Raw genomic sequence first — 15,821 nt, 5'->3', positions numbered from 1 at the left:
GGGGCGCGGGGAACCGCGCGAGCGGCCCCGCAGGGGCCCGCGGTTCCCCGCCACCACGAGCGCTCGGACTACGCGTGGTTCTTCTTCCAGTCGGCCTGCGCGGTGTTCAGCTGCTCGGCCAGCGTGTCCAGGAAGTCCTTCGGGCTCAGCTTCCCGAGCAGCACCTTCTGGAAGTTGGGCTCGTTGTCCGCCTTGGAGATGGTGTTCCAGTCGGGCAGGTAGTAGGGCAGCTGCACGATCTTCGTGCTGGTGCCCGCCAGCGCCTCGGCGGCCAGCTTCGTCGGCTCCGACTCCTGCACCCAGCTGTCCTGCGCGGCCTCGGAGTTCGCCGGCACCTGCCCGGCCGTCTTGTTCCACTTGCTGTTGGACTCGTGCGACGCGGCGAACTCGATGAACTTCCAGGCGGCGGTCTTGTTCTTGCTGGCCTTGAACAGACCGAGCCCGTCCACCGGATTGGACACCTGCACCCGCGTGCCGTCGTCCTGCGTCGGGGCCGGGATGCCCTTGAACTTGCCCGCCAGCGCCTTCTGGTGGTCGCCGTAGGAGCCCAGGTTGTGGCTCAGCATGCCGATCGTGCCCGAGTCCCACTGGGCGACCATCTTGGTGAAGTCGTTGTTGACGTCGGCGGACGGGGTGTCCTTCTTGAACAGGCCGACGTACTTGGTGAGCGCGGCCACGTTCTTCGGGTCGTTGACCGTGGTCTTGTCACCGCTCCAGAACTCGGTGATGCCGCTCTGTCCGTAGGTGGCGTCCAGGGCCTGGGCGATGGACCCCGCGCCGCCGCGGATGGTGTAGCCGAACGCGTTCTTCTTCTTGTCCGTGAGCTTGCCGGCGGCCTCGTAGAACTTCGTCCAGGTCGTCGGGGCGTCGAGGCCGGCCTGCTGGAAGAGGTCGGTCCGGTACCAGAGGGTGCCGTTGTTCGCCGAGGTCGGCACCGAGTACGTCTTCCCGTCGATGCCCGCGGCCTTGACGCCGTCCAGGAACTTCTGGTTGAGCTTGCCGTTCAGCGTGCTCTTGGAGATCCGGCCGTCCAGCGGTTCGAGGGCGCCCTGCGCGGCGACCTCGGCGAGCATCGCGGTGCCCACGCCTCCGACGTCGGGCAGCCCGCCGCCCTGGATGGCGGTGTCGTACTTCGACTGGACGCTGTCGGCCGGTACGCCGACGTAGTTGACCTTGATGTCGGGGTTCGCCTTCTCGAAGTCGGCGATGATCTCCTTCCAGACGTCGGTACGCACACCGCCGTTGTTGTCCCAGAAGGTGATCTCCCCCTTGCCGGAGCCCTCGCCCCCCTTGTCCCCCGCGCCGCCGCTGCCGTCGTCGCCGCAGGCGGTGGCGGTCAGCGCGAGCACGGAGCCCAGGGCGACGGCCAGTGCGGCGCGCCTGCTTCTGCGGATGCTGCTCTTCATGTGTTCGGCTCTCTTCTTCTGGATCCCGACGGTGAAAGGAAGGTGTGGGGGGTCGGTTGGCGGTGCCGGCCCGGGCGTACGGTTCCCGGCGGACACCCGGGGGGCAAGCGCTTGCTACAGGGGTGCGTCATGGCGGCTCCCAACGGGCTGAGGACACGGCAGGGTCAGAGCGGTGCGATCCGGAACTCGCCGAACGTGGCCGCTCCCGCGTGGCCCGTCCCGGTGGGCGCGAGGGCGAAGAGGCCGAGCAGGGCGCCGACCCAGCGCCAGGGGGTGGCGGTGAACACGGGGCCCGACCGGCGCAGGCCGTCGCCGATGTCGTACGCGAAACGGCAGCGGGCCCCGGCGCCGATCTCGATCCGCAGACGCGCCCGGCCGCTGGGGGCGAGCCTGGCGTGGGCCGCGTCCCGCTCCCGCTCCCCCGCTCCGCAGGGTGCGGGAGGCGCCCCCGCGGCGACCGGTTCGGCGAAGCGGTGCACCAGGTGGACGGTCCGGTCGGCACCCCGCTGGAGCCCGATCCAGCCGTAGGCGTCACCGAGGACCGTGAGCCCGGCCCGGGCGCCCGGCTCCTCGCTGTGCAGTTCGAGCTCCACCTCCACGGCGCACGGGTCGCCGGGAAGCCGCTGCGTGAGGATGTTCGGCAGGGCACGCAGATCGTGCGCGTCGGCGGTCCGCAGGCAGGTCAGGCGCAGTCCGTCGGCGGAGTGCTGGGTCGCCCAGCCGGCCTCGGGGTTGGCCGTCCACGACCACTGGCGGCCGAAGCGTCCTCCGGGGAAGTCGTCGTCGGTGGCGGGCGCGGCCGGGGGCCCCGCCGGCAGGGCGGGCCGCCGGTGCTCCCGGACGGGTGCGCCCTCGTCGCCGATCACCGGCCAGCCGCCCGCCGCGTCCCAGCGCATCGGCTGGAGGTGGACGACCCGCCCGTAGGCGCCCTTCTGCTGGAAGTGCAGGAACCAGTCCTCGCCCGAAGGGGTGCGCACCCAGCCGCCCTGGTGGGGGCCGTTGACGTCGGTGTCCTTCTGTTCGAGGACGATCCGCTCCTCGTAGGGACCGAAGAAGTCCCGGGCGCGGAAGGCGCCCTGCCAGCCGCTCTCCACGCCCCCGGCGGGCGCGAGGATCCAGAACCAGCCGTCGTGCCGGTAGAGCTTCGGTCCCTCGAGCGTGAACCAGCCGGGGATCCGGTCCCCCTCGACGATCACCTTGCCCTCGTCGAGGACGGCCGTCCCCTCCGGGTGCATCCGGTGACCGGTGAGCCGGTTCTTCACGCCCGCCCGAGACCTGGCCCAGGCGTGCACCAGATACGCCTCGCCCGTCTCCTCGTCCCACAGGGGGCACGGGTCGATCAGGCCCTTGCCCTCCTTCACCAGGAGCGGGCGGGACCACGGCCCCCTGATCTCCCGGGCGTTGATCTGGAAGATGCCCCGGTCGGGGTCGCCCCAGAAGATCCAGAACCGGTCGTCGTGGTGGCGCAGGGAAGGCGCCCACACCCCGCAGTCGTGCCGCGGGGTCCTGAACTCCGCGGCGGGCTCCAGGCGTTCGAGGGCGTGCCCGATGAGTGTCCAGTCGACCAGGTCGCGCGAGTGCAGCAGCGGCAGGCCGGGGGCGCGGCCGAAGCTGGAGGCCGTGAGGTAGAAGTCGTCGCCCACCCGCACGACGTCCGGGTCGGACCAGTCGGCGTTCAGGACGGGGTTGGTGTACGTCTCGTGCGTCACTGGCTGACCGCCTTCCGTACCAGTGCCGCCGCCTCGTCCCGGTCCGGGCGGCCGTCGGCGACGACGGTGACGATCCGGCGTACGGCCGTCTCCCCGGGCGGTAAGGGCAGTCGCTCCGCGCAGGCCAGCGAGGAGCCGACGCCCGGGTACTCGCCGGTGCGCACGAACCAGGGGTCGCGCCGGGTGACGCTCGTGGCCCCGGCGAAGACGAGCGTCCAGTCGGCGCCGGCCAGGGCCATCCAGTCGGCGCGGGCTCCGTGGACCGCCGGTTCGCCCCGCGTGCCGGCGGTGAAGACCTCGGGAGGGACGTCCTCCTTGCGGGCCCGCCAGAAGAAGCCGCCGTAGGCCGCCCCGGGGCGGCCGTTCGTCGCCGGACTGCCGATGGACAGCGGGCCGGAGGTGACGTTGGTGAGGGAGAAGGTGAAGTCCAGCGCCCAGGCGGAGGAGGTGAGCTCGGTGGCCGCCACCGTCCGCCGCTCCCGCAGCAGTTCGGTGCCCGAGGCGACCCAGCGCAGTTCCTCCACGAAGCCGTCCGGGTCGCGGAGCTGGAAGGAACTGTGCCGCTGGGCGCCGTGGTTGTCGAGCTCGGTCGGGCCGCGGTCGCGGACGTAGGTGCGTCCGCCCCAGAAGTTGTGCCCCCCGACGTCGGGTACGGCTACACCGACGCCGAGGTGGTGTGTGTGGTCGGCCGGGCTCAGCTCGGTGACCGCGGTACCGGCCAGGGTGGTGACCGGATGCAGATAGGGGCGCGGCGAGAGCCGGGCGGGCAGCTCGGGCCGGATGACGTAGCGGGCGACCGGGCGGCCGGCGACACGCAGCACGACCGGGGCGTCGGATGGCTGTGAGGCCATCAGGGGCTCACCTCTTTCGGGTGCGCGGTCGGGAACGCCCAGGGGGCGCCCAGTTCGGAGAAGAGCGCGAGGGTGTCGGCGGCGGCGGCGACCAGCCCGTCGACGCCCGGGACGACGCGCCGCCGTTCGTCGGGCAGCAGATGCCAGGCGTCGTCGGGCAGCCGCACCGGGTCGGGGGCCACCCGGATCGCCTCGACGACCCGCATGAACGACTCGGTCACGGCGGGCGGGACCAGCAGCGGCGTCCCGTCGCGGAGGTGGTCGACGAGGTTCTCCAGCAGGTCGGTGCGGCCGTACTCGGACTCCTCGGGGCCGTGCCCGGCCCGCTGGAGCAGGACGCGGTCCTGCTTGTACCAGTAGGTGATCCGGCCGCGGCTGCCGTGCACGACGACGTACGGGTCGTCCGGGTCCTCGGCGCACAGAGTCGCCGCGACGACGATCTCGCGGCCGCCGGCCGTGCGGACCCGAACGCAGGAGGTGTCGTCGGACTCGATCGCGTTGGCGTGCGCCAGCTCGGTCTCGATGCCGGTGACGTCGTCGGCGCGGGTGGCCCCGGCCAGCGCGAGGGCGGTGGCGACGGCGTGCGCCAGGGGGTTGGTGAGCGCCCCGTCGATCACGTCGACGCCGTTCAGCCGCCGCCTGCCCGCCCAGGGCGCCCGCCGGTAGTAGTCCTCGGCGCGGGCCCAGGCGCCGGCGCCGCCGACCCCGGCGATCTCGCCGATCACCCCGTCGGCGATGAGGTCGCGGATCGCGGGCACGGCGTGCGAGCCCAGCGACTGGAAGCCGATCTGGCAGGCCACGCCCGCCTCGGCGACCCCGTCGGCCATCCGGCGGAACTCGGCGTAGGACGGCGCGGGCGGCTTCTCCAGCAGCAGGTGCACCCCCTTGCGCGCCGCGGTCAGGGCCAGGTCGGTGTGGGTGGGGATCGGAGTGCAGACGACGGCGATCCGGGCGCCGGTGGACTCCAGCAGCGCGCCGAAGTCGGCGGACTGCTCGGGTGCGCCGAGGCCCTCGGGGATCTCCCGCGGGCTCAGCGGGGTCAGTTCGCAGATGCCCGCCAGGCGCACGATGCCCTTGTCCTGGAGCCGGCGGATGTTGTCCAGGTGCCAGTGGCCGTGGCCACGCGCACCCGCGAGGACGACGGGTACGGCGATGCTCATGGGTTCCTCCCTGCGCCCGCGCCGCGTGCCGCCTCACGGTCGGCCGGCGCGGCGCTGCCGGTCTTTCGGTGCAGGGTAGGCGCCCGGCCGGCGTCCGCCGGGAGAGCGCGCGCGGTGCCGCGGACGTCCCCGGAACCGGCCCGCGCGGGGGCGCGCAGCGGACCCGGCGCGGCCGCCGTCCCCGTGATCCGGTGCGGCCTCATCCCTTCACCGCCCCCGCGCTGAACCCGGTGATCAGCCACTTCTGGATGAAGGCGAAGACGATCACCACGGGGACCGCGGCGATGATGCCGCCCGCCGCGAGCGCGCCCAGGTCGACGCTGTCCGCGCTCATCAGGGTGTTGAGGCCGACGGGGATCGTCTGCTTGGTCTGGTCGGACAGGAACATCAGGGCGAACAGGAAGTGGTTCCAGGCGTGCACGAAGGCGAAGGACCCGACGGCGATCAGTCCGGGCCGCAGCAGCGGCAGGACGACGATCCGGAAGGCGGTGAGCCGGTTGCAGCCGTCGACCCAGGCGGCCTCCTCCAGGGAGTACGGCACGTTCCGGATGAAGCCGCTGATCAGGATCATCGACAGGGGCAGCTGGAAGACCGTCTCGGCGATGATGACGCTGCCCAGCGAGTTGATCATCTTGAGTTCGGCGAAGATCTGGAAGAGCGGGACGAGCAGCAGCGCGCCCGGCACGAACTGGGTGCACAGCAGGGCGAGCATGAAGCCGCGCTTGATCCTGAAGTCGAAGCGGGCGAGGGCGTAGCCGCCGGCCAGGGCGACGCCGGTGGTGAGCAGCAGGGTGGCCACGCCCGTGATCACGCTGTTCTGGAAGTAGACCGCGAAGTCCCGCTCGTTCCAGACCTTCTCGAAGTGCTCGAAGGTCATCGGCCAGGGCACCAGCGAGGTCGAGCCCGCCGGGCGCAGCGCGAACAGGAGGATCCAGTAGAAGGGGACCAGGGTGAAGACCAGATAGATCCCCAGGGGGAGGTAGATCTGCCAGCGGGGGGCCTCGTCCCAGGCGCGCCGGTGCCGGGTCGGGCGCCGGTCGGGCGCGCCGGGGACGCGCACGGGGACGGGTGTGACCTCGGTGGCCTCCTTGGTGATCACTTGTCGCCCCCTCCGAACTTGCTGAGCCGCAGATAGACCATCGAGCAGAAGAGCAGGATCACGAACGCGACCGTGGTGAGGGCGGACGCGTAACCGAAGTTGTGGGCGTCGACACTGGTGTTGGCGATGTACAGCGGCAAGGTGGTGGTCTCCCCCGCCGGACCGCCGCCGGTGAGCGTGTAGAGCAGGTCCACGTTGTTGAACTCCCACACCGCGCGCAGCAGCGTGGACAGCACGATCGCGTCCTTCAGGTGCGGCAGGGTGATGTGCCAGAACTGCTTGATCCGGCTCGCGCCGTCGACCTCGGCGGCCTCGTACAGGTCCTTGGAGACGGACTGGAGGTCGGCGAGGATGAGGATCGCGAAGAAGGGGACACCGCGCCACAGGTCGGCGACGATCGCCGCGGGGAAGACGGTGGAGGTGTCCGACAGCCAGCTGGTGCCGTACTCGCCGATGCCGGCGTCGGCGAGGTAACGCGTGATGCCGGTCTGGGAGTTGTAGAGGAGGACCCAGATCGCGGAGGTCAGCACGCCGGAGACGGCCCACGGCGAGAACACCAGGGCCCGGCCGAGCGAGCGCCCCACGAAGGTCTGGTTGACGATCAGGGCCAGCGCCAGACCGAACAGCAGCTGGAGCCCGACCTCGACGAACACCCACTTGGCGCTGAAGGTCAGGGTGTCCCAGAACTGCGGGTCGTCGGTGAAGGCGTGGACGAAGTTGTCGAAGCCCGCGAAGCCGTTGCGCCACGGTTTGGTGGGGTTGTAGTTCTGAAGGCTGTAGTAGAAGACGCTGATGACCGGGTAGGCGATGAAACCCAGCATCAGCAGGGCCGCCGGCGCTATCAGCAGGTACGGCAGCCTGCGGGGCGTGGCGGAGGCACGGCGCCGCCGGGGTGGCGCGGGCGGTTTCGCCACGGCTGCGGCTTGGGCCATGACTGTTCTCCGTTCTCAGTACGTCTCTCGGTGCGTCGTGCGTCTGTCGCGGGCGCTCGGGTCGGGTGAAGCGCTTTCTTCGTGCGCAGGCGTGGGCCGGGACGTGCTCGGGCGGGTCAGCCCGCGTACGGGTCCGCGACCTTGCCCGCGCGGGCCAGGAACTCGAAGTCGCAGCCGGTGTCGGCCTGGGTGATCTGTTCGTTGTAGAGCGCGCCGTAGCCACGCTCGTAGCGCACGGGCGGGGGCGTCCACTGCGCCCTGCGCCGTTCCAGCTCCTCGTCGTCGACGTCGAGCCGGAGGATGCGGGCCTCCACGTCGAGGGTGATCGAGTCCCCGGTGCGCACCAGGGCGAGGGGACCGCCGACGTGCGACTCGGGTGCCACGTGCAGGACGCACGTGCCGTAACTCGTCCCGCTCATCCGGGCGTCGGAGATCCGCACCATGTCCCGCACGCCCTGCTTGAGCAGGTGGTCGGGGATGGGCAGCATGCCGTACTCCGGCATGCCCGGACCGCCCTTGGGACCGGAGCCGCGCAGCACCAGGACGGTGTCGGCGGTGATCCCCAGCCCGGGGTCGTTGATGGTGCGCTGCATGGTCCGGTAGTCGTCGAAGACGACCGCGGGCCCGGTGTGCTTGAGCAGGTGCGGCTCGGCCGCGATGTGCTTGATGACCGCCCCGTCCGGGCAGAGGTTCCCGCGCAGTACGGCGACCCCGCCCTCGGCCGCCACCGGGTCGTCCCGGCGCCTGATGACGTGGTCGTCGTGCACCCGGGCGCCGGCGAGCTGCTCGCGCAGGGTGTCGTGGGAGACGGTCGGGCGGTCGAGGTGGAGCAGGTCGGGGATGCGGGAGAGGAACCCGGGCAGGCCGCCCGCGAAGTGGAAGTCCTCCATCAGGTACTTCTGGCCGCCGGGCCGCACGTCGGCGAGGACCGGGACGGTCCGGGCGACGCGGTCGAAGTCGTCGAGGGTGAGCGTGACGCCCGCCCGGCCCGCCATGGCGATCAGGTGGATCACCGCGTTGGTCGAACCGCCGAGGCCGAGGACGGTCGTCACCGCGTCCTCGAAGGCGTCCCGGGTGAGGATCTCGCTCAGCCTGCGGTCCAGGTGGACCAGTTCGACGATGCGCAGACCCGCGGCGGCCGCCATCCGGTCGTGCCCGGAGTCCACGGCCGGGATGCTCGACGCGCCCGGCACCGTCACGCCCAGCGCCTCCGCGGCGGCCGTCAGCGTGGAGGCCGTGCCCATCGTCATGCAGTGGCCCGGCGAGCGCGCGAGGCCGCTCTCCAGCTCGGCCAGCTCGCAGTCGCCGATGAGGCCGGCCCGCTTGTCGTCCCAGTACTTCCACATGTCGGTGCCCGAGCCGAGGACCTCGTTGCGCCAGTGACCGGGCAGCATGGGTCCGGCCGGGACGAAGACCGTCGGCAGGTCGACGCTGGCCGCGCCCATGAGCAGCGCGGGTGTCGTCTTGTCGCAGCCGCCCATCAGCACCGCCCCGTCGACCGGGTAGGAGCGCAGCAGCTCCTCCGTCTCCATCGCGAGGAGGTTGCGGTAGAGCATCGGGGTGGGCTTCTGGAAGGTCTCGCTGAGCGTGGAGACCGGGAACTCCAGCGGGAATCCGCCCGCCTGCCAGACGCCCCGCTTCACGGCCTGCGCGCGTTCGCGCAGGTGGACGTGGCAGGGGTTGATGTCGGACCAGGTGTTGAGGATCGCGACGACCGGCTTGCCGAGGTGCTCCTCGGGCAGGTAGCCGAGCTGGCGGGTGCGGGCCCGGTGGCTGAAGGAGCGCAGGCCGTCGGTGCCGTACCACTGGTGGCTTCTGAGGTCCTCGGGCCGTTTGCGGGGTTGATCGTCGAAGCGCTTCACAGGGACCATCCGGCGGCTATGGCGGCGACCTCGGCGCGATCGGCCTCGGGCAGCGTCCGGCTCGGGGGGCGCACCTCGCGGCGGCACAGGCCGAGGGACGCGAGGGCTTCCTTGACGACGGTGACGTTGTTCGCGGAGCCGTTGGCGGCGCGCAGCTCCTCGAAGCGTCTGATCTGTTCCCACACCTTCATCGCGGCCGGGTAGTCGCCGGATCGAAGCGCTTCGATCATGTTCAGCGAGACGGCCGGGGCGACGTTGACGAGCCCGGAGGTGAATCCGCTGGCGCCCGCGGAGAAGTAGGAGGGGGCGTAGGGCTCGGCCAGGCCCGCGACCCAGACGAAGCGCTCCAGGCCCGCGTCCCGGGCGAAGGCCGCGAACCGGGAGGCGTCCGGGACGGCGTACTTGACGCCGATGACGTTCGGACAGGCGTCGGCCAGTTCGGCGAGCCGCTCGCCGTGCAGCTGGGCGTTGCGGATGTACGGGACGACGCCCAGCTCGGGCACGGCCAGCGCGATCTCGCGGTGGTAGTCGACCCAGCCGCGCTGCGAGACGTAGGGGTGGACGGGCTGGTGGACCATCACCATCCGGGCGCCCAGTTCACGGGCGTGGCGGGCGGAGGCGACGGCCGTCGGCACGTCGTGGCCGACACCGGCCAGGATCACCGCCCGCCCGCCGGCCACCTCGGCGGTCAGCTCCATGACCAGCCGGCGCTCGTCGGGCGTCAGGGCGTAGAACTCGCCGGTGTTGCCGTTCGGGGTGAGGGTGGTGATGCCGCCGTCGAGCAGCCGGCGCAGCAGGGCCCGGTGGGCGTCACCGTCGACGGAGCCGTCCTCGGCGAACGGGGTCACCGGGATGGCCACCACGTCGGCCAGGGCCGCTCGCTCGGTCTCGAACGCCACGCTGCTCATTCCTGGCCTTTCTCTGCCTGGGCCCGCACGGGGGCCTCCTGGGCGGTCTCGGGGAACGCCCGGTGGACGAAGGACGCGATGTGGGCGTGCAGGGCGGCGCCCGCCGCCTCGGCGTCGCCGGCCAGGGCGAGCCGCAGGATCTCGCGGTGCTCGCCCGCCTCCCGGTCCCAGGAGGGGGAGGCGGCCCAGGCGACGGCGGAGACGAGGGCGGCCTGGTCGCGCACCTCGTCGAGCATGCGGCCGAGCAGCGGGTTGCCGCACGGCAGGTACAGGGCGCGGTGGAACTCCCGGTTGGCCAGGGACCGTTCGGCGGTGTCGGTCGCCTCGTCGGCCCGGGTCAGCGCCTCGCGCGCGGCGTCCAGGGAGGCGCCGCGCCGCACGGCCCGCTTGAGCGCCTCGGGTTCGAGGAGCAGGCGTACGTCGTAGACCTCGCGCGCCATGTCCGCGTCCACCATGCGCACCGTGACGCCCTTGTACTGGCTCATGACGACCAGTCCGGTGCCGGCCAGGGTCTTGAGCGCCTCGCGGACCGGGGTCTTGGAGACCCCGAACTGCGCGGCGAGCTCGGTCTCCACCAGGGCCTGACCGGGCGTCAGCCGCCCGGTGAGGATGCGGCGTTTGATCTCCTCCAGCACGTACTGCGTGCGGGAGGGGATCGGCGTGGGCACAGAGGTCATGCGCGCCTCTCGGGTGTCGCGGGTCCGGTCTCGGATCTCGCGTATCGCGTCTCATATATGACGTACGAAGTACGACGCGTTGAAGGTAGGAGCGGCCCCGTGTTTCGTCAATGCTTCCGGCAAAGGAAGTTGAGGTTGCCGGGGCGCAAGCGCCCCAAGGGGGGTCAGAAGGGGATGGTCTCGCCCTCGCGTGCCGTGCGGGCGGGCCCGCCGAAGGTGACGGCGGCCCGGGTGGTGGCGTCCTCGCGGGTGAGGGTGGGTCCGACGTGGGTGATGTAGAGCTCGCGCGCTCCCGCCCTGCGGGCGGCCTCGCCCGCCTCCTCCGGCGTGAGGTGGACCCGCTGGTCGTGTTCGCCTTCGCGATGCCGGTCGATGTCGGCCTCGCACAGGAACAGGTCGGCCCCGAAGGCCAGTTCACCGAGGGCGTCACACGGCCCGCTGTCCCCCGAGTAGGCGAGGACGCTCCCCTGGCACTCGGCGCGCAGTCCGTACGCCTCGGTGTCGTGTGCCACGGCGCGCGAGGTGAGGCGCAGGTTCCAGTGCCGCACCGTGTGGCCGTCGAACAGGGCCCTGAAGTCGAACACCTCGCTGAGGAACCGTACGTCGGGCCGTCCGAGGAACCCCGCCAGGCGCCGGGCGCAGTCGAGCGGCGCGTAGACCGGGATCGGGGCCGGAGGGGTCATCCCGCCGTACGCGAGGGCGTAGGCGGCGGCGAGGAGGTCGGCGCTGTGGTCGGCGTGCAGGTGCGAGATCCAGATCGCCGTGAGCCGGTCCGGATCCGTGTGCCGCTGCAACTCCGCGAACGTGCCGGGTCCGGCGTCCACCCATACCTCCGCCCCAGCGCCGCGCAGCAGGTAGCCGGAGCAGGGGCGGCCGGGACCCGGGTGCGGTGAGGCGGTACCGAGGACGGTGAGGCTGAGGGGCATGCCGGTGAGCGTACGTTTCGGGCCCGCCGGGTGTGCCGTGATTGCCCCGTCTACGGCAACCGGCGGGGGCCGTCCACGTCCGGCCGTCCGGGCCGGCCGGACACGGGCTCAGGTCTTCACGGTGTCAGGCCTCACGGCCTCACGGCCTCACGACTTCATGGCTTCAGGGCTTCCACCCGGGGTCGCGGCCGCTGAGTCCGAGCGCGCGGTCGAGCAGCGGGGCGTCGTCCGGGACGGGGACCAAGGGGCCGAACACACCGCTGCCGGGTTCACCCTCGGCGGCGGCCGCTGCGAGGAACCCGTGCGCCGCGGTCAGCGCGGCCGGGTCGGGCGCGTACTCCTGGCCGGTGGCCCGGGCCAGGTCCCAGCCGTGGATCACCAGTTCGTCGGCGACGACGGCGCCCGCGACCGCGCCGGGCAGGTCCACGCCGCCCGCGCGGGTCATGCCGGTCCAGGCGGCCGGGTCGCGCCAGGCGTCGGCGAGCCCGTCGAGCGCCTTGGACAGCTCCGCGCGCCAGCCGGGGCCGATGTCGGGAGCGGCGGCGTCCGGAGCCGTGTCGGTGGTGGGCCCCAGGTCCTTGCGGGCGGCGTCCCGGAAGGCGACGGAGAGGCCGGTGAGGTGCCCGAGCATGTTGCGGACGGCGCAGCCGGGGCAGGGCGTGCCGTGCGCGAGCTGCTCGTCGCGGACGCCCTCCGCGAGGCGCGCCACGATCAGGGTCTGCGGGCCGAGGTCGAGGGTGGGTAGGGCTGTCGTGTCGGTGGTCATACAGGGGTGGACCGCCGTAGGCACGAGAACTCATCGGTGTCCGGCCGGGCGGCACGTACGGGGCAACTTCCCGATGCCGGGCCAGGGGCCTTAGCTCCACGATGACCTGGCATGACGAAGAACTGGTCCGTGGCGCGGGTCCTGCGGGACCGCGACGCGGCGCTGTATCTGGCCGCGTCCTCGGTCTCCGGTTTCGGCACCTCGGCGCTCTGGCTGGCCTCCGGTGTGTGGGTCAAGGACCTCACCGGCTCGAACGGGCTCGCGGCGCTGTCCGTGCTCGCCCTGTGGCTGCCCACGCTGCTCGGCCCGCCGCTGGGCACCCTCGCCGACAGGGGGCGCCGCAAACCGCTGCTCGTCGCGCTCAACCTGGGTCCCGCGGCCCTGCTGCCCACCGTCCTGGCCGTCGGCTCCCCCGGCCGGCTGTGGCTGCTGTGGACGGTGCTGCTGCTGTACGGCGCCGCCGCGGTGGTCGCCGACGCGGCGGAGTCCGCGCTCGTCGCCGCCGCCGTCGCGCCGGAACTGCTGGGCGATTTCAACGGGCTGCGCATGACGTCCGACGAGGGCATGAAGCTGCTCGCCCCGCTGGCCGGCGCGGGCGTCTACGCGGCCTGGGGCGGCCCGGCCGTGGCACTCCTGGACGCGGCCACCTTCGGCTGCGCTGCGGGGCTGTACGCGTGCGTGCGGGTGCGCGAGGAGCCGCCGCGGCAGGCCGGCCTGCCCTGGCGCGCGCAGACCGCCGAGGGCGCCCGCTTCCTGTGGGGCCACCCCGCACTGCGCCCGCTGGTGCTGGCGGGCGGCGCGGCCCTGCTGCTCTCGGGTCTCGGCGGTCCGCTCGTCCACGCCGTGGTCGAGGGCCTCGGCCACTCCCCCGCGTACACGGGCACGTTCTACGCCGCCCAGGGCGCCGGTTCGATCGTGGTCGGACTGCTGGCGGGGCCCGCGCTGCGGCGGCTCGGGGAACGCCGGTTCGCCGCGTACGGGATCGTCCTGACGGCCGTCGCCGTGGCCGCGCAGTCCGTCGCCTCGGATCCCGTGACCCTGGTGAGCGCGGCGGCGATCGGGGTGGGGCTGCCCTGTGTGCTGATCGCCGCGCTGACGGCGGTGCAGCGGGAGACCCCGGACGCGCTGCTCGGCCGGGTCACCGCGACGGCCGGCACCCTGATGTACGCGCCGACCGCCGTCGGTCTCGCGGCGGGCGCGGGCCTGGTCGGGTTCGTGCCGTACCGGGCGCTGCTGGTGCTGCTGGCGCTGGCCCGGCTGGCGGTGCTGCCGCTGCTGCGCCGCCCTCAGCGGCCGGCGAGCGCCGCGCGGACCGCCGAGAGGTCGCCGTCCGACGCCAGTCCCGCGTGATACAGCCGCAGTTCGGTCGCCCCGAGGTCGCGTGCCCGCCCGAGGTCGGCGGCGAGCGTGTCGGGGCTGCCGCCCATGCCGGAGACGATGCCGAGGTTGGCGGCGACGACCGTGCCCTCGCGGCGCCGGGCGGCGAACGGGGCGAGCAGAGCGGGACCGCCCGCGCAGGGCACGACCACTCCGTCCGCGACGGACAGGACGTGCTCGGGGTCGACCCCCGGGTTGGCGCCGACGTGGTACGTCACCGGATCGGCGTGCAGCAGCACCTGGAAGCCGTCGGGCGCGGCGGCCCGTACCGCCCGTACCGCCGTCTCCTGGAGCGTGCGCGCCCTGTCGTCGCGCCACGCGCGCGTGGCCGCCGCCGTCTCCTGCCCGAGGAGTTTCTCGATCTCCGTCCAGCCTCCCCCGCCGTCCGGCGCGCCCCGCCACAGCGGTTCCAGCGCCGCCCGTACGGCGGCGGCCAGTTCATCGGCGTCCAGGCCCTGTCCGTCGTAGCCGACCCGGCACGTGGGGCAGAAGCAGAGCGCCATCAGGTACTGGCCGGCGTCCCCGAGGCCGACGCCGCCGGTCTTGTCGTGGGCGTGCAGGTGCTGGAACCCGTACCAGCCGAGGGACTCCAGTTCGGTGCCGGCCGCGCCGGGCCGTACCGCGGCCTCGGCGGCGAGGTCGACGAGGTACGCGCGCGTGGCGGGCTGGGCGATGCAGGGGGCCCACGGGTAGCGGTCGCCGTAGGCGTTGACCACCGAGGTGTCCGGGTGCTCGGCGCCCAGCCGGGAGTTGTGCGCGAGGACCACCCAGCTGTGCACGCCGAGCCCGGCCGCCGCGAGTGCCTCGGCGGCCTCTCCGTAGGCGTCGCCGGGGGCCCAGTCACCGGCCGCGTAGGGGCGCAGCGCGCGGCCCTTCCAGCGGTCGCCGGCCGGATCCGCCGGGTACAGCACGGCCGCGTGCTCGGCGGTGACCACGCGGTGACGCGGGTGGCGGGGGGTGAGGGCGCGCGTGGAGTGGTAGGCGGCGGCGAGCGTCACCTGCTCCACGCCGAGCGCGGCGATCCGGGCCGGCGCCCCCGGGTCGCCGGTGACGTCCCAGGGGTAGACGAATGTCGACGCCTTCACTTAACGGTCCTCCTCCAGCAGCGCGTGGCCGCGCTCGATCACCTGGGCGAGCTGTTTGACGTGATCCTCGCTCGGTTCGTGCAGCGGCGGGCGCACTTCGCCCACGTCGAGGCCGCGCATCCGGACCCCGGCCTTGACCAGGGAGACGGCGTAACCGCGGCCCTGGGCCCGCAGTTCGACGAAGGGCCGGTAGAAGCCGTCGAGGAGGCGGTGGGCGGTGGTGTCGTCGCCGGTGGTGAGGGCCCGGTGGAAGGCGAGGGCGATCTCGGGGGCGAAGCAGAACACGGCCGAGGAGTAGAGGGTGACGCCGAGGGCCCGGTAGGCGAGCTGGGTCTGTTCGGCGGTCGGCAGGCCGTTGAAGTAGAGGAAGTCGCCGGGGACCTCGGTGCGCACGGCGCTGACGGTGCGCTGCATCAGGTCCAGGTCGCCGAGGCCGTCCTTGAGGCCGATGATCCCCTCGGTGCGCGCGAGTTCCACGACGGTGGCCGGGGTGAGGACGGCGTTGTCGCGCTGGTAGACGATCACCGGCAGGGCGGTCGCGGCCGCCACCTCCCGGTAGTGCCTCAGGAGGCCCTCCTGGGGGGCGACGACGAGGTAGGGCGGCAGCGCGAGCAGGCCGTCCGCCCCGGCCGACGCGGCCAGCCGCGCGTAGCGCACGGCGAGCGCGGTCCCGTAGCCCGCGCCCGCGACGACCGGCACCCGCCCGGCCGTCTCGGTCACGGCGGCCCGCACGCAGGCCTCGAACTCCTCCGGGTCGAGGGCGTGGAACTCCCCGGTCCCGCAGGCCGCGAAGACGGCCGCGGCGCCCGCCTCGACGCCGGCGCGGACGTGCGCGCGGTAGGTGTCGAGATCGAGGGAGCCGTCGGGGCCGTAGGCGGTGACGGGGAAGAACAGCGGTCCGCTGGGGACGCGGAGGCGATCGGCGAGCGGGGCTGACGTCACGGGCTCTCCCGGGTCCATAACGGGTCCATATTCTTGAGCAGCGTCCATATTCCTGAACAAGCTCACGCTAGGGCGCCCCGGCGAGCCGGGTCAAGCGGGCAATCTCCCGAGACACCAGCAG

The 15,821-nt window shown here is 72.9% G+C and carries 14 protein-coding genes; 1 reads left to right on the top strand and 13 read right to left on the bottom strand.

Annotated features, from left to right (window positions below):
- Positions 1-68: 68 nt before the first annotated feature.
- The 11 genes from Saso_RS03860 to Saso_RS03810 all read right to left on the bottom strand — a co-directional run bounded on the left by Saso_RS03860 (position 69) and on the right by Saso_RS03810 (position 12,296).
- Entirely contained in the window at positions 69-1,406 is a 1,338-nt protein-coding gene (locus tag Saso_RS03860; protein ID WP_189927880.1) for an ABC transporter substrate-binding protein, read from the bottom strand.
- A gap of 164 nt (positions 1,407-1,570) precedes the next feature.
- On the bottom strand, positions 1,571-3,115 hold the full coding sequence (locus Saso_RS03855) for a glycoside hydrolase family 43 protein (protein ID WP_189927881.1): 1,545 nt from the start codon (positions 3,113-3,115) through the stop codon (positions 1,571-1,573).
- Positions 3,112-3,966: a DUF6807 domain-containing protein gene (locus Saso_RS03850; protein ID WP_189927882.1), complete on the bottom strand. Its 855-nt coding sequence runs from the start codon at positions 3,964-3,966 to the stop codon at positions 3,112-3,114. Before Saso_RS03850 ends, Saso_RS03855 begins: the two co-directional genes overlap by 4 nt.
- Positions 3,966-5,126 (bottom strand): Gfo/Idh/MocA family protein, encoded by a 1,161-nt coding sequence (locus tag Saso_RS03845; protein WP_189927883.1) that lies wholly within the window; start codon positions 5,124-5,126, stop codon positions 3,966-3,968. The genes Saso_RS03850 and Saso_RS03845 overlap by 1 nt, the downstream gene beginning before the upstream one ends.
- A gap of 199 nt (positions 5,127-5,325) precedes the next feature.
- Complete coding sequence (locus Saso_RS03840) at positions 5,326-6,225, bottom strand: carbohydrate ABC transporter permease (protein ID WP_189927884.1); 900 nt, start codon at positions 6,223-6,225, stop codon at positions 5,326-5,328.
- A complete protein-coding gene (locus Saso_RS03835; RefSeq protein ID WP_189927885.1) occupies positions 6,222-7,157 on the bottom strand; it encodes a carbohydrate ABC transporter permease in 936 nt (311 codons plus the stop codon). The genes Saso_RS03840 and Saso_RS03835 overlap by 4 nt, the downstream gene beginning before the upstream one ends.
- Positions 7,158-7,273: 116 nt before the next feature.
- Positions 7,274-9,028, bottom strand: coding sequence for an L-arabinonate dehydratase (gene araD, locus Saso_RS03830; RefSeq protein WP_189927886.1), 1,755 nt, complete (start codon positions 9,026-9,028; stop codon positions 7,274-7,276).
- Complete coding sequence (locus tag Saso_RS03825; protein ID WP_189927887.1) at positions 9,016-9,927, bottom strand: dihydrodipicolinate synthase family protein; 912 nt, start codon at positions 9,925-9,927, stop codon at positions 9,016-9,018. The genes araD and Saso_RS03825 overlap by 13 nt, the downstream gene beginning before the upstream one ends.
- The gene (locus Saso_RS03820; protein WP_189927888.1) at positions 9,924-10,604 is read right to left on the bottom strand and encodes a GntR family transcriptional regulator; all 681 of its coding nucleotides are present in this window, start codon (positions 10,602-10,604) and stop codon (positions 9,924-9,926) included. Before Saso_RS03820 ends, Saso_RS03825 begins: the two co-directional genes overlap by 4 nt.
- 164 nt (positions 10,605-10,768) lie before the next feature.
- Positions 10,769-11,530 carry an MBL fold metallo-hydrolase gene (locus Saso_RS03815; RefSeq protein WP_189927889.1) on the bottom strand — a complete coding sequence of 254 codons (762 nt, stop codon included), beginning with the start codon at positions 11,528-11,530 and terminating at the stop codon, positions 10,769-10,771.
- A 163-nt stretch (positions 11,531-11,693) separates the two neighbouring features.
- Positions 11,694-12,296 carry a TIGR03086 family metal-binding protein gene (locus Saso_RS03810; protein WP_189927890.1) on the bottom strand — a complete coding sequence of 201 codons (603 nt, stop codon included), beginning with the start codon at positions 12,294-12,296 and terminating at the stop codon, positions 11,694-11,696.
- Between the two features lie 111 nt (positions 12,297-12,407).
- On the opposite strand from Saso_RS03810, the gene Saso_RS03805 reads away from it, so the two are divergent.
- A complete protein-coding gene (locus Saso_RS03805; protein ID WP_189927891.1) occupies positions 12,408-13,646 on the top strand; it encodes an MFS transporter in 1,239 nt (412 codons plus the stop codon).
- On the opposite strand, the gene Saso_RS03800 is transcribed toward Saso_RS03805, so the two are convergent.
- Both Saso_RS03800 and Saso_RS03795 read right to left on the bottom strand, forming a co-directional pair.
- The gene (locus Saso_RS03800) at positions 13,583-14,758 is read right to left on the bottom strand and encodes a hypothetical protein (RefSeq protein WP_189927892.1); all 1,176 of its coding nucleotides are present in this window, start codon (positions 14,756-14,758) and stop codon (positions 13,583-13,585) included. The genes Saso_RS03805 and Saso_RS03800 overlap by 64 nt on opposite strands.
- The gene (locus Saso_RS03795; RefSeq protein WP_189927893.1) at positions 14,759-15,718 is read right to left on the bottom strand and encodes a 5-dehydro-4-deoxyglucarate dehydratase; all 960 of its coding nucleotides are present in this window, start codon (positions 15,716-15,718) and stop codon (positions 14,759-14,761) included.
- Between the last annotated feature and the right edge of the window lie 103 nt (positions 15,719-15,821).

The sequence above is a fragment of the Streptomyces asoensis genome, from assembly GCF_016860545.1.
Lineage (GTDB): Bacteria > Actinomycetota > Actinomycetes > Streptomycetales > Streptomycetaceae > Streptomyces > Streptomyces asoensis.
This window is presented reverse-complemented; position numbering and strand designations above follow the sequence as displayed.

Coding starts and splice junctions, on each gene's coding strand:
- Saso_RS03795 (WP_189927893.1), bottom strand. CDS start 15,718: ATGGACCCGGGAGAGCCCGTGACGTCAGCCCCGCTCGCCGATCGCCTC.
- Saso_RS03825 (WP_189927887.1), bottom strand. CDS start 9,927: ATGAGCAGCGTGGCGTTCGAGACCGAGCGAGCGGCCCTGGCCGACGTG.
- Saso_RS03835 (WP_189927885.1), bottom strand. CDS start 7,157: ATGGCCCAAGCCGCAGCCGTGGCGAAACCGCCCGCGCCACCCCGGCGG.
- Saso_RS03805 (WP_189927891.1), top strand. CDS start 12,408: ATGACGAAGAACTGGTCCGTGGCGCGGGTCCTGCGGGACCGCGACGCG.
- Saso_RS03820 (WP_189927888.1), bottom strand. CDS start 10,604: ATGACCTCTGTGCCCACGCCGATCCCCTCCCGCACGCAGTACGTGCTG.
- Saso_RS03845 (WP_189927883.1), bottom strand. CDS start 5,126: ATGAGCATCGCCGTACCCGTCGTCCTCGCGGGTGCGCGTGGCCACGGC.
- araD (WP_189927886.1), bottom strand. CDS start 9,028: ATGGTCCCTGTGAAGCGCTTCGACGATCAACCCCGCAAACGGCCCGAG.
- Saso_RS03850 (WP_189927882.1), bottom strand. CDS start 3,966: ATGGCCTCACAGCCATCCGACGCCCCGGTCGTGCTGCGTGTCGCCGGC.
- Saso_RS03810 (WP_189927890.1), bottom strand. CDS start 12,296: ATGACCACCGACACGACAGCCCTACCCACCCTCGACCTCGGCCCGCAG.
- Saso_RS03860 (WP_189927880.1), bottom strand. CDS start 1,406: ATGAAGAGCAGCATCCGCAGAAGCAGGCGCGCCGCACTGGCCGTCGCC.
- Saso_RS03815 (WP_189927889.1), bottom strand. CDS start 11,530: ATGCCCCTCAGCCTCACCGTCCTCGGTACCGCCTCACCGCACCCGGGT.